General features: G+C 32.8%; 14 protein-coding genes and 1 other annotated feature (1 of these 15 only partly in view). Of the genes, 4 read left to right on the forward strand and 10 right to left on the reverse strand.

The features are described 5' to 3' along the window. The 8 genes from abc-f to SA378_RS05155 all read right to left on the reverse strand — a co-directional run. Positions 1–1,939 (reverse strand): ribosomal protection-like ABC-F family protein (gene abc-f / locus SA378_RS05120; protein WP_318524909.1); only part of this gene is annotated, 1,939 nt, incomplete at its 3' end. After that, complete coding sequence (locus SA378_RS05125; RefSeq protein ID WP_318524910.1) at positions 1,887–2,774, reverse strand: anti-sigma factor domain-containing protein; 888 nt, start codon at positions 2,772–2,774, stop codon at positions 1,887–1,889. The genes SA378_RS05125 and abc-f, both read right to left, overlap by 53 nt. Next, entirely contained in the window at positions 2,771–3,487 is a 717-nt protein-coding gene (gene sigI, locus SA378_RS05130; protein ID WP_318524911.1) for an RNA polymerase sigma-I factor, read from the reverse strand. The genes SA378_RS05125 and sigI overlap by 4 nt, the downstream gene beginning before the upstream one ends. A 130-nt stretch (positions 3,488–3,617) precedes the next feature. After that, positions 3,618–3,857, reverse strand: coding sequence for a hypothetical protein (locus SA378_RS05135; RefSeq protein WP_318524912.1), 240 nt, complete (start codon positions 3,855–3,857; stop codon positions 3,618–3,620). 11 nt (positions 3,858–3,868) lie between these two features. Further along, complete coding sequence (locus SA378_RS05140; RefSeq protein WP_318524913.1) at positions 3,869–5,107, reverse strand: DNA polymerase IV; 1,239 nt, start codon at positions 5,105–5,107, stop codon at positions 3,869–3,871. 156 nt (positions 5,108–5,263) lie between these two features. After that, a complete protein-coding gene (locus tag SA378_RS05145; RefSeq protein ID WP_318524914.1) occupies positions 5,264–6,040 on the reverse strand; it encodes a type III pantothenate kinase in 777 nt (258 codons plus the stop codon). 11 nt (positions 6,041–6,051) lie between these two features. Then, positions 6,052–6,633, reverse strand: coding sequence for an ECF transporter S component (locus tag SA378_RS05150; RefSeq protein ID WP_318524915.1), 582 nt, complete (start codon positions 6,631–6,633; stop codon positions 6,052–6,054). Between the two features lie 103 nt (positions 6,634–6,736). Next, a complete protein-coding gene (locus SA378_RS05155; protein ID WP_318524916.1) occupies positions 6,737–7,267 on the reverse strand; it encodes a class IV adenylate cyclase in 531 nt (176 codons plus the stop codon). Between the two features lie 242 nt (positions 7,268–7,509). Between SA378_RS05155 and SA378_RS05160 the strand changes: the two genes are divergently transcribed. Continuing rightward, on the forward strand, positions 7,510–8,835 hold the full coding sequence (locus SA378_RS05160) for a hypothetical protein (protein WP_318524917.1): 1,326 nt from the start codon (positions 7,510–7,512) through the stop codon (positions 8,833–8,835). A gap of 109 nt (positions 8,836–8,944) precedes the next feature. Here the strand turns inward: SA378_RS05160 and SA378_RS05165 are convergent, their stop codons facing one another. Beyond that, the gene (locus SA378_RS05165) at positions 8,945–9,472 is read right to left on the reverse strand and encodes a hypothetical protein (RefSeq protein ID WP_318524918.1); all 528 of its coding nucleotides are present in this window, start codon (positions 9,470–9,472) and stop codon (positions 8,945–8,947) included. Between the two features lie 236 nt (positions 9,473–9,708). On the opposite strand from SA378_RS05165, the gene SA378_RS05170 reads away from it, so the two are divergent. The 3 genes from SA378_RS05170 (at position 9,709) to SA378_RS05180 (ending at position 11,399) form a co-directional block, all read left to right on the forward strand. Then, positions 9,709–10,485, forward strand: a complete 777-nt coding sequence (locus tag SA378_RS05170; RefSeq protein WP_318524919.1) for a threonine/serine exporter family protein — start codon at positions 9,709–9,711, stop codon at positions 10,483–10,485. Positions 10,486–10,494: 9 nt separating this feature from the next. Then, positions 10,495–10,932, forward strand: coding sequence for a threonine/serine exporter family protein (locus SA378_RS05175; RefSeq protein ID WP_318524920.1), 438 nt, complete (start codon positions 10,495–10,497; stop codon positions 10,930–10,932). 80 nt (positions 10,933–11,012) lie between these two features. After that, positions 11,013–11,399 carry a desulfoferrodoxin gene (locus SA378_RS05180; RefSeq protein WP_318524921.1) on the forward strand — a complete coding sequence of 129 codons (387 nt, stop codon included), beginning with the start codon at positions 11,013–11,015 and terminating at the stop codon, positions 11,397–11,399. Between the two features lie 96 nt (positions 11,400–11,495). Here the strand turns inward: SA378_RS05180 and metG are convergent, their stop codons facing one another. Next, positions 11,496–13,487, reverse strand: a complete 1,992-nt coding sequence (metG, locus tag SA378_RS05185) for a methionine--tRNA ligase (protein ID WP_318524922.1) — start codon at positions 13,485–13,487, stop codon at positions 11,496–11,498. 213 nt (positions 13,488–13,700) lie between these two features. Continuing rightward, positions 13,701–13,758 (reverse strand) — a binding site (T-box leader) (it continues 171 nt past the right edge of the window).

Consider the following 13,758-nt stretch of genomic DNA (forward strand, 5'->3'; position numbering starts at 1 on the left):
ACATTTTTTCTATTGCTACCTTTAATTCCATATACTCATTATATTTATTGTTATATTCGTCCAAGTCCCATTCAGCAGAAGTGGTATTTAACATTTTTTCAAGTTCTATTATTTTATTTTCTGTTTCTAATATGTTGTTTTCAAGTTTTTGCAAATCTCTCTTCGCCTTTTCCGCTGCTCTTGTTTCTTCCTTTTTCTTTAAATAAATTTCTTTGTTCTGTGAAATTGCCTTTTCTGCTTTTGCTTCTATGAAAACATCTTGCTTTTGTTCTAAAATTCTTTGCTTTTCCTGTTTATATCCCTCATAATCGAAATCGTAAATTTTAAATGATTTGTTTTCTATTTCTCCAATACATGTCGCGATTTTATCAACAAAATACCTGTCATGAGATACAAAAAGTATTGTACCTTCATAATTTATCAAGTTTTCTTCCAAAACTTCCCTTGATTCTATATCCAAATGATTAGTTGGCTCATCAAGTACGAGAGTATTTACATTTTCATAAATGAGCATTCCCAGCTTCAATCTTGACTTTTCACCCCCGGACAATGTGCTTATATGCTTGTAAACATCCTCACCTGTAAATAATATTTTAGCCAATTCCTTTCTTGCTTCTCCAAGGGATATTCCATAATAATATGAAAAATAATCAACAATAGATACATCCTTCTTGTCAAAGCTTACTTCCTGAGGTAAGTATCCGATTTTTACATTAGAGCCTATTTTAATCTCCCCGCCATCACTTGTTATTTCACCTAATATTATTTTTAAAACAGTTGATTTTCCTGTTCCATTTTCTCCCAATATGCACATGCTATCCTTGTAGAATAAAGTGAAGCTTAAATTATCAAACAGCTTTTTAGATTCAAATGTCTTGCTTATGTTGTTGACTCTTATTACTTCCTTGCCTGTTCTTGCAACAACGTCCATATGAAAATCAGCTGTTTTCTTTTCCACTATTGGTTTATTTATTTTTTCGATTTTTTCAAGCCTTTTTTCTAATTCCTTAGCTCTTTTGTACATTTTATCAGAGTCTCGCATTTCTCCCCAAATGCGATATCTTTGTATTTGTTCTTCCATTTTTTTAATTTTTTTCTGTTGACTTTCGTATTCTTTCATAGCCTGCAGAAAACGCAGTTCTTTTTCAGCTACATACTTTGAGTAACTTCCGTCGTAAATTTGCACACCATCTTGCTCTAGTTCAACAATTTTATTAACAACTCTATCAAGAAAATATCTATCATGGGAAACCATTACAATAGTTCCCTTATATACATTTAAATATTCTTCCAGCCATTCCACCGACTTAATATCTAAATGATTAGACGGTTCATCCAACAATAAAAGATCTGGCTCTTCCAATAAAATTTTCCCAAGAATTACTCTTGTTTTTTCTCCGCCGCTCAGCAAATTAAATTTTCTGCTTTGCATGTCTTCTGAAATTTCTAGGCCTTGCAAAATCTTATATAACTTCTCTTTGCTGTTATATCCTCCGGCTATTTCATATGAATCATGGAGATTGCTGTATTTTTTTATTGCTAATTCCAGTTCTTCACCCTTTAAGCTTTCAAATGTTTTTTCAATTTGCTCCATTTGAATTTTAATTTCTTCAATATTACTAAAAGCTTCATTTAAAACATCTAACACTGTATTTTCATCATCATAATTTGGTATTTGCTCCAAATATCCAATTGTTAATCCTTTTCGTTTGTTCAGCTGTCCATTTTGAAAATTTTCATACCCAGCTAATATTTTAATAAGTGTTGTTTTTCCAGTGCCATTTCGTCCAATTAAGCCGATTTTATCCTTTGTTTTAACATCAAATGTTACATTTTCAAATATTTTATCTACACCAAACATTTTTGTTAAATTGCTTACACCTAGTTCAATCATTGTTTTTCTCTGTAATGGCATCGTTATTTCTATTTCCATTGCCATTTACATTAATTTCCTCTTCTTTATTTTCTTTATTTTCTTGCTTTGCTGCTTTATTATTTTCTTTTGTTGCTTTCATTATATCTTTAACCGGCTTATCCAGCCATTTTTCCACATCAAAATCACCTGGGCTCTCTGAACTTTCTTTAAGCTTTTCCAGCAAGTTCATTTTGCCAGGTGTAACTCCACGTTCTTTTGCTTCATTAACTTTTTCTTGACTTACTCCTATTACTTCAACATCCACTTCCGATTCTTTGGATTGCTTTTCAGATTCTTTAAGTTCTTCAAGTTCTTCATCATCTTCAAAATCTTCAGGTCCTTCTTTTTTTGATTTTACTTCTTCATGCACAGCAATTCTAAGTGCTGCCGCCAAATCATTTGTTTTTTCTTCGTTCTTGCTTGAAGCAGCAATTACTACGCCACCTTCTTCGCCTTCAACAATATATCCTTGATTTTTCAATTCACTTATTACATTTCTTACAGCTTCCTGAATTTCTTTATTTTTTAGTCTTCCAACGTTTATTTCTTCTATAATTTCCTCTGCGTCGTCATTAACAGCTTTAACTTCTAAAACCCTGTCAAATCTGTTTATAGAAAACTCAACGGATGGATTTACATCAAGGCTCACATATGAATATGGTGTCAAATAAGCCCATGCCGGTGTAGCAAAAAGCATTACAACAGCGGCTATAGTAGCTACCCATTTAATATAATTATTATTTTTTATTGTTATTTCCTGTCCTATGGTGTAATTCTTGTTTTTTATCTTAGATATACGACCATCATCAGACATAACTGCTGCATTGCTTCCTTTAATTTCAACTATTACTGCTCTCATTTTTCTAACTCCTCACGAATGTATCGCATATAACTTGCAAGATAAGGATAGTCTCCCGACATTATCTCTACTGCTGCTACTATATATTTTCGATGACGCTCCAGCAATTTACGGGGTACTCTTGTATTTTTTTGAATTATATTTAACGGCAATTGCCTTTTAACTTTCATTTCACTTGTCAATATAGGATTTTTAATCAAAAATGCCGCAACTTTGGCGCAAGCTCTCTTTGTTTTTTCAGTCTTTGGAGAACATTCCGACAAATCCATAAAAGAAAATCCATATGCAGAAAAAACTTCATTAACAAGATATATTTCCAACTTTATAGAATTATCGCCTGTTGCTGATATTTTTTGGGCTATTTCCGACTGCATAGAATAATCTTCTTCATCCACTGTATCAGTACTAAACAATGATGGATTTACAGAAATTTCAGGAGCATACCTTGACTTGCTCCTTATGAAATCGATAATGCGCCTTCTTATTACCAATTCTGCAAAATTTAAAAAACCGCCCTTATCGGAAGAATAGTTTTTTACTGCTTCTGTAAAAGCTGCCAATGCAATAGACCACTCATCATCACTTTTGGAAATATAGCTGCGAGCTGCTGAAGATGCGCATCTCAATATAAAATTCTCATATTGTGCTATTAAATTATTCATTGAATTTTCATCATCTTTAGCATTTACTGCCATTATATTTACATCGTTCACAAGCTCACCTCTTAAGTTACAATTACGAATTATTATATCATCATATCTTTTTTATTACAATACAGATATATTTTCTCGTAAAATCATCTGCATCTTCTTTTTTTAGATAAACACGAACAGCTGCATGTGCTCATTTTTTAAAAAGATACCATGTTTTGCTGTCTAGTTCATATTTCAGTTCAAAGATATCCTTCTCGTTATGAAGGCATACGAAAACAAGTCTTGTATTTCCAACAATGTTTTCTTCGTAAATTTTCATTATTTTTTCAACTCTTACAACTTTGTCCTCAAACCTGAATTTTACCGGCTCGATTTTACCGTCAGTATTAAATACTGCCATTACTTTTATGGGCTCATTTAAAATTTTCATATTCTCACCTTTTATAAAATACTTCCCATGCCTGGATAATCATCATCGGGATATCCTCCTAAGAGAGGTTTAAAATCACTGTTGGCAAATACCCCTCTGATTACTGATTCATCCCCATATTTAGCCCTTATTTTATCTACAGCCTTATCAAGAATTTCATTTTTTACGCTTAGTTCATCCTGAAAAATATTTATTTGCTTTATATTTGAATATTCGAGATCAGATACAGAAACTCCAAGCTGCCTGATTGGTCTTTTATCCCATAACCCATCAAACAAATCGCAAATATTCATATATATGTCCCTTGTACAATCCGTAAAGTACATAAGCTTTCTTTGTTTTGCTGCATACCCAAAACTACTGTCTTTTATGCTCACACTTACAACCCTGCAATTCATGTTTGCTTCTCTCAGCCTCCATGCTGTCATTTCAGTCAAACTAAGCAATATGACATGTGCTGTTTGTTTGTCAGTGACATTGAATTTCAATGTGCTGCTATTTCCAACGCTCTTAATAGGATCCTTTGCCTTAAAAATCGAATTGTCTCTTCCCCATGCATAATTATATATCATTCTTCCGTGGGATTTTAACACGGACGATATTAATTGATAATCAGCGTTTGCTAAATCTCCTATGGTATAAATTCCCCACTTATTCAACTTTGGTTTTGTCCTTCTTCCAACCATAAACAAATCCTCAACAGGAAGAACCCACAGTTTTTCCTTTATTTCATCAACAAAAATCGTGTGGCATTTATCAGGTTTCTCCAAATCCCCGGCTTGTTTTGCAAGAAGCTTGTTTGTCGAAACACCTACATTGACTGTATATCCAAACTTTTCACGAACACTGTCTTTAATTTCATAAGAAAGACTTACTGCTTCTTCTCTGCTTATATCTGTAAATCGCAAAAAACATTCATCTATACTGAAAATTTGTACCTCCGGCGTATACGACTTAAAAAATTCTCTCAAAGCTTTGCTTGCCTTTACATACACTCTGTAATCAGGAGGCACTATTAATAAATTAGGACATTTATTCCTTGCTTCAAACAATGATTCTCCAGTTTGTATTTTATATTTTTTTGCAGGCACTGACTTTGCCAAAACAATTCCATGACGATTTTCTTCGTTTCCTCCTATTACAGAAGGTACATTCCGTATGTCTCTTTCAATTCCAATTTGTTTTTCATATGCTGCTGTCCAGCTTAGAAAGGCCGAATTTACATCTACATGCATTATTATCTGTCCCAATTTACCAACTCCATTTCGAAATCTTTTCGAACATTTGTTCTTATATTATATCACAATTTTAAAAATTTAAAAGTTATTTTTTAATTAATTAAAAAAATAATTAAAAAAATAGGATTTGCATTATACACAAATCCCATCCTTTAATTATTATAATTTTTAATTACTCTTAATATTTTTGTCGTGGATAATTTTTAACCCTTTAAATAAAAGCTGTGAGTCATAAACATCTATTGCCTGTGTTTCATCAGCCATCAATCTGCCTAATCCTCCTGTTGCAACAACTTTCATGTCTTCAATGTGCATCTCTTCTTTTATTTTATTGACTATATATTCCACTTGTCCAATATAACCGTAAACCAAGCCAGCCTGAATGCTTGTAATTGTATTCTTTGCAAGAATTGAACTAGGTTTTTTTAATTCAACGCTTGGAAGCTGGGCTGTTTTTTGCCACAATGCATCGGCTGAAATTTGAATGCCGGGAGATGTTATTCCATATTTAAATTCACCTTTATCAGTTAATACGTCATAGGTTGTGGCAGTGCCAAAATCTATTACTATAAGCGGTCCTCCATACATATGATATGCTGCTACCAAACCAACGATTCTGTCAGCACCAACCTCCCGTGGATTGTCCGTAGATATTGTAATGCCAGTTTTTGTTCCAGGTCCTACAATTATAGGCTCTATCTTAAAATATTTTTTCAATGCATTTTCAAATGAATGCATCACATTAGGAACAACTGAGGAAACTATTGCGCTTTTTATATCCTTTTGACTAATATTGTTGTAATTTAACAAATTTAATATGAAAATACCATATTCATCAGATGTTTTTTCACTTCTGGTGACCATTCTCCAGCTTCCCACAATATTATCGTCATCATAAACTCCAACAACTATATTGGTATTTCCTATATCAACAACCAAAATCATTTAATTTACCCCTATTTTTTAATTTTATCGTAAACATTAACTACAGCTGCAGTACCAATTCCTGCTACAGAGCATTCTATCAATGCGCTTGTTGTGACAAGGAAAATTGCAAATGCTGCAAATGTAGTACCTATTCCAAATTCTGTGCTTAATTTTACAACATCTTCACTATATATAAGATAAAGCATGAAAATTACAAGCCCTGTGTTTGTAAGAGCACCTGATGCTCCTGCAATCAATAAAGATGCTGTCTTGGATTTAATTACTTTTTTAAAAACAACATAGACATAATAAGGAACTACCCCAATAAAAATTCTTGGTAAAATTGCAACTAAAGGATTTAAAAAAAGATAGTCTAGAGGTGATGCCGGAGCTAATAAAGCTCTGAGCAAAGTAACAAATCCTGCAAGGAATCCCATGACAGCTCCGGATTTAGGTCCGTGTATAATACTTGTTATTATTGTTGGCAAAAAAATCAAAAGAGCCATGGATGCAGATGCTGTGGGAATTGCCGTCAAGGCAACAAAAACAATAGTGAGTGCCAGCATAACTCCCAAAAATGTGAGTTTGCTTGTTTTTAAATTTTTATTCATATATCCTCCTGTTCTCGTTCTGCTAGCAGATACAAGACAAATTTTTAATCAATTATAACATATTATTGAAAATTTGCAAGTTGTTTTATATTGCTAAAACTCTCTAATCTTTCCTAAGCTCATCAATTGATTTTGTGGTAATTTGATTTCTATCCAGGTCTAAAAGAACAATCGCTTTTTCTAAATCTTCCTCCGAGGACATTTCTATTTCAAGATAAGGCTTTGAGTATGTGCTCTCATCCCACGTATCAATTTCAAAAAAAATGTTATCGTAAACATATGATCTGCGATGTTTAAATCCCGGTTTTTTTTGCTTATAGCCAAGCACTTCCAATATTTTTGCAGCACTTTTCCAATCAGAAATTTCCGTTTCAGTTTCTTCATTAACTCTCAGGATATCCCTGTTTATGCTTTTTTTAAAAGTCATAACATTTTTAGTTTTACCGGTTAATAAATTCTCAACTATTCTAATTCTTAAATAACCATTGTATGTTTTTTTAAGATATCCTTCTTCTGTATCAAATCTGTAATTAATTTGATTTTCATCCTTTACAAGAATAGCTCCAACTTTTATGAGTTTTTTTTCAATTTCATCTTTATCGATATTGAGAACCTTAATTTCCTTTTCTCTCATTATTTTTATTATTCCTCCTGCATATTTACAGTATTATACCATGATTTATATGATTGCACATCAAAAATTTATAAAATCATTTATTTCAATTAATAAATTCACATTTAAAATATGAACTACATAATATTTATAACTATAATATCAATAATTCAATTGTGCTGTTAACTTTTCAATAATCATTTAGTAACTAACAGTATTATTAGGAATATATTGTTTATATATTAATAAATGGAGGTTAAAAAATGAGTGTTAATGAACCTAATGTTACTCAAAGATATCTTAACCCTTTAGATATATATTTATTACCTGGCTACGCTATAGAAGTTTTTGCTCAAGGTTTAAATGCACCTATAAGCATGGTATTTGATGAAAATGGTGATATCATCGTTGGGGAATCTGGAGAACTGGATGGAAATGCAAGAGTTATGCGACTTACTAAAAATGGTTATGAAGTTATAGCAGAAGGCTTTAATGTTCCCCTTACAGGGGTTAATATACTTAACGGAGATATATATGTTACACATGATAGCGTAATAACTGTTATTAAAGCTGATGGCACAAAACTTAACTTATTAACCGGTCTTCCAACCAAAGGAGATAATAAATGCAGCCAAGTAGTATTCGGAACAGATGGAAAAATGTACTTTGGTATTGGTGCTGCAACTAATTCAGGTGTTGTTGGAATGGATAATTTTTGGGTTGCTCAGTATCCGCTTTTTCGTGATTTTCCTGCAGAAGATATTAAGTTGACCGGCAAAAATTTTGTAACATATAACTTCTTATCATATTCACCAAATGATTATGCGTTTACCGGAGCATTTCGTCCATTTGGTTTACCTACCAGCCCAAATGCAATGGCATACGCAAGTTTAAGACCAACCAGCAGCATACTAAGAGCTGATTTGGATGGTGCGAATCTTGAAATGTATGCATGGGGTATTACACTACCTTATGGATTAAATTTTGACAGATTCAATAGATTGTATACAACAAATAATGGCTATGATGACAGGGGAAGCAGACCTATTAAAGATTCTCCTGATGAATTTTTACTGATAAAACAAGGAGTTTGGTATGGATTTCCTGATTATACTGCAGGATTACCGGTCACATTGCCACAATTCAGACCAGATGTTGGCCCTCAGCCAGAATTTTTGATGGCAGAACACCCTATGATTCCGCCAAAACCACTCACTGTTATTGAACCTCACTCAGGTGCAAGGGGATTTGATTTTAATTACAATTGTGATTTTGGACCATATGGGGATGCTTATGTAGCCGAATCAGGCAGTATTTCTCCAATTAGTACAGGTGGATATCCTCTGCCGGGGGTAGGACGAAGAATTTTAAGAATTAATATGGAAGATGGGAGTGAAAGTGTTTTTGCCATTAACAGATCTGGACTTGGAGCTTCTTTTACAGAAGGAGGAGGATTTGAAAGACCTTGGGATGTTGTTTTTGGACCTGACGGCGCAATGTATGTTTTAGACTACGGAATTTCCATCCCTATGAACCCGAATTTTACATTACCTAATACCGGCGTAATATGGAAAATATCCAAATCGTAATTTAACTAGAGAAACTATATCAAATACAAAAATCAATTTATATTTTAATTAATTGTAAATTGAAATAAATCAGCAATATAAATTGCTGATTTATTTCATATGTATCTTTTTAGTCGTTTAAACCATCGATAGGGCTTGATGGGATGATAAATGTCTGTTCAGGAGCACCTGATTCGCCTGCAATTACAGGAATCATGTCAATTTTATAAGAAGTTTTTATACCTGGAAAAATTCGTAAATTCATAACATTAACTGTATAAAAATTTCTAGCCTGCACTCTTAAGTTATAAGGCGTAAAATAATATTCAGGGCTCATATATGGATCTAGTGGATTATATCTTACAGGCAATTCAATGTCCGGCACCCTGCCATTCGCATCTGACAATAATTCAGCATGTGTTAATTGTTCTCCGTTTTCTAAAGTTTCATATACGGTTATCGTAGCATTTGGGACAGGAAGAGCCCCTAATGCAGTAAATGCTCCTATTGTTAAATATCCCGTTTTTGTATCAGCAATTGTATCATCAATAATTGGTTGCTGAACAGGTATTTCTGCTTTTTTTACCATCATGTTTCTGGCCATATATGGCTTTTGATTATAATTATCATATCTATTATTAAAGCTATTATTGTACATAAAAACAAATCACTCCTTAGATTTTATATATTCATGCTCATTATATGTAATAAATAATGTTCTGTGTATCTCTGTTAAGCTCAGAAACATTAAATTTAATATACTGGTAGACATTGCAGAAAAATAAGGGTAAAATATATTAATATTAAATCAATAAAAATTATTCTATAGAAACTAACCCGGAAAGGATGTTGTATAATAAACTTATCTATATTTTTATTATGCAAGGTGATATTTTGGAAATAAACGCAATAAAGCTTTTAAAAATTATTAAATTATCAGCACAGATTATACTGGAAAACGGAGGGGAAACTTACCGTGCTGAAGAAACGATTAAATTTATATGCAAAGCTTTTAATGTTAAAGAGGTAGAAGCAATTGCAACTCCAACAGGATTTTATATAACAATATCAGTTGATGGTAATGAAAACAATACAATAGTAAAAAGAATAAGAAACCGAACAATTAATTTACAAAAGCTCAATGATGTTAACACTATTTCAAGACAAATCTCTCAAAATTCCATTACCTTAGATGATGCCTTAACTCAATTGGAATTTATTAAAAATGATAAAGGTACTACAAATAGATTTTCCTTGTTTTACGGAGGAATTTCATCTGCATTTTTTACAGTGCTCTTTGGCGGTGGAATATTTGAATTTATTATTGCATTATTGACAGGAATATTAGTTACATCAATAATCAGAAACTTTGAAAATCTTCATTCTTATCAGTTTTTTTCAAGCATTGTAGCAGGTTTAGTAATAGCATTCATAGCTATTACAATAACTTCCATTTCGGAAATGGGTAATTATGAACATGTGATTGTCGGTAGCATAATGCCGTTGCTTCCCGGTCTTGCAATGACTAATGCAATTCGTGACACAATAAGGGGAGATTTAATCTCAGGTATAGCAAGAAGTACAGAAGCTCTTCTTGTGGCAGCATCACTCGCTACAGGTGCTGGAGTAATTATCTACATGGCATATTCATTTGGAATATTAGTAGCATAGGAGGAAGTTATGATTATTAAGTTTGTTTTAGAAATAATATATTGTTTTACAGCATCTCTATTTTTTGCATTAATAATGAATGCTCCTAAAAAAACATTGATACTCTCATCACTTACTGCATCCATAGGCTACTTTATATATATTACCTGCATAAACAATGGAAGTATAAAACTTGGATTTTTTCTGGGGACAACAATTGTTGCTTTTATGGGAGAAATATATGCCCGTAAATTTAAAATGCCTGCAACGATTTTTATATTTCCAGGAGTAATACCGATAGTACCGGGACTTGGGTTGTATCAAACAATTTTTGCATTAGTTCAAGATGATATATTTTTAGCTCTTGAAACAGGAGTAAATACAATTTTAAACATTGGAGCAATGGCTATTGCTATGGCAATGGTAAGTTTAATAGCTCTAAAAATGAGTATTAAGAAAGCAGAATAAATTAAAAGTATATGTTTTAGAAACTGTTTTTTGGGGTATACAGTTAGGGTTAGATTAATTAAATTATTGGGAGGTATAACATGTGTAACGAAAGAAAATTTTATATTTGCAAAACTTGCGGAAATTTAGTGGAATTGATTAATGATGGCGGCGGAAAACTAGTATGTTGCGGAAAAGAAATGAAAGAACTGTTTCCAAATACAGTTGACGCAGCCACTGAAAAGCATGTTCCTGTAATAGAAATAGAAGGAAATAAAGTAACTGTAAAAGTAGGAAGTGTAGCACACCCAATGCTTCCTGAACATTTCATTCAATGGATTTACCTTGTAACTAAAAACACAGTTCAAAGAAAATGCTTAGATCCTGGTGAACAGCCGGTAGCAGTTTTCGCCTTAGCCGAAGGCGATGAAGTAGTTGAAGCTTATGAATATTGCAACCTTCACGGATTGTGGAAAAAAGAAGTTTAGAAAATAATAAAATAATTAAAAGAAGGGATTATACAATTTGCACAATCCCTTCTTTGTTTATATTTTATTACTTTTCCATCGATAAATCAATTGTTCTTAAGAAAGTTTCGCTCCGTCCGAAATTTCTTCCAGTGTTGATATAAGTGTTAATTTTTTACCTTTTTGTGCAGCCAATATCATTCCGTTAGAATCAATACCCCTTAATTTAATAGGTTTCAAATTATAAACCATAACAATTTTCTTTCCAATCAAATCCTGTGGTTCGTAATATTTTGCAATTCCTGAAACCACCTGTCTGATTTCATCCCCAAGTTTTAACTGAAGTATTAAAAGTTTATCTGCATCAGGGTGTTTTTCTGCTTTTACTATTTCTGCAACTCTCAAATCTATTTTAGCAAAATCATCTATTGAAATTAAACCATCATCTTCATCTTCATTTTCTTTTTTTGATTCATCTTTTAATTCTTCTTTAGCATCAATAGTTTTTATTTCCACAGTAGCTGTTTGTATTCCATTAGCTTCAATTGTTTTATTTATTTCTTCCATTTTTTTAGCTGTATCAATTCTTGCAAACAAAATTTCAGGTGTTCCTACTTTCTTGCCAGGTTCGATTCCATTAAATTCAAGCAATGATTCCCAATCAGTTTTATCAGAATTAATTTGTTTCATTATTTTTCCTGATGTTTCTGGTAAGAACGGTTCTAATAAAACAGCTGCTATTCTTATTGATTCTAACAAATTATATAAAACTGTTCCAAGTCTGGCTCTTTTATTTTCATCTTTGCCTAGTACCCACGGCTGAGTTTCATCAACATATTTATTACTTCTTCTGAGAAGCGTAAAAATTTCATCAATGGCATCAGCTACTTTCAATTCATCCATTTTTTTCTCAACTCTTAAAGGTGTGTCAAGGGCGAGATTCATGAGTTCATCATCAATAGGTTCATGTTCTGTAGGGGGCAATATTTCTCCATTAAAATATTTGTTTGTCATCGTAACTGTTCTGTTTACCAAATTTCCAAGTATATTTGCTAAATCCGAATTTATTCTTTCTATTAACAATTCATATGTCAACGTGCCATCACTTGCAAAAGGAATTTCATGCAAAACAAAATATCTTACAGCATCAACCCCAAAAAAATCTACCAAATCATCAGCATAAATTACATTTCCTTTTGATTTGCTCATTTTACCTTCTCCAACCATAAGCCAAGGGTGCCCAAATACTTGTTTTGGAAGTTCTTCTCCTAAAGCCATTAAAAGAATAGGCCAATAAATGGTATGAAAACGAAGTATATCCTTACCAATCAAATGAACATCAGCAGGCCAATACTTTTTATATTGTTCACTGTGATTTCCATCCGGGTCGTAACCAAGGAATGTAATGTAGTTGCTCAGTGCATCAATCCATACGTAAACCACGTGACCTTCATCAAATGTTACAGGGACACCCCAGTTAAATGATGTTCTTGATACACACAAATCCTGCAAACCCGGTTTAATAAAATTATTTATCATTTCATTTTTACGTGCTTCCGGTTGAATAAATTCAGGATGTTCTTCAATATGTTTCATGAGTCTATCTGCATACTTGCTCATTTTAAAAAAGTAAGCTTCTTCTCTTGCCATATGTACTTCTCTGCCGCAATCAGGGCATTTGCCGTCTACAAGCTGTGATTCAGTAAAAAATGCTTCATCTGGTGTACAATACCATCCTTCATAATATCCCTTGTATATGTCACCTTGATCATAGAGTTTTTTAAATATTTGCTGTATTTTTTTTACATGCATTGGATCAGTTGTACGAACAAATTTATCATAGCTAGTGTTCATTAAATCCCAAATGCGTTTTATTTCTCCTGCTACTTCATCAACAAACTGCTGTGGAGTTTTTCCTGCTTCCTCAGCCTTAATTTGTATTTTTTGTCCATGTTCGTCTGTTCCTGTTTGAAAATATACATCATATCCATTCTGTTTTTTAAATCTTACTATACTGTCAGCAAGAACTATTTCATATGTATTTCCAATATGAGGTTTCCCTGATGTATAGGCAATTGCTGTTGTTAAATAATATTTTCCTTTATTCATTATTTCCTCCTGATTATATATTCATCTTGGTTAGGGCATACACAGTCGCTCTGAAAAATGGGGTTCACAGTCTCGCAACACAAATTTGTCTGCTCCTTGCGTCGCACAAATTTGGTGCTCGTTGCGGCTGACTTACCAGCAATTTGTACTTCGCTAGCGCTCGAACAAATTGGGTCAAGTCATGCAGGGCATACAAAAGCCTCTTAGCATAAGCTAAGAGGCGAAATATCGCGTTACCACTCTTTTTTGCACATATTTCACAATATGTGTC

Origin of the sequence: Sedimentibacter sp., from assembly GCF_033447055.1 — a bacterium.
In the GTDB taxonomy this organism is placed as follows: domain Bacteria; phylum Bacillota; class Clostridia; order Tissierellales; family Sedimentibacteraceae; genus Sedimentibacter.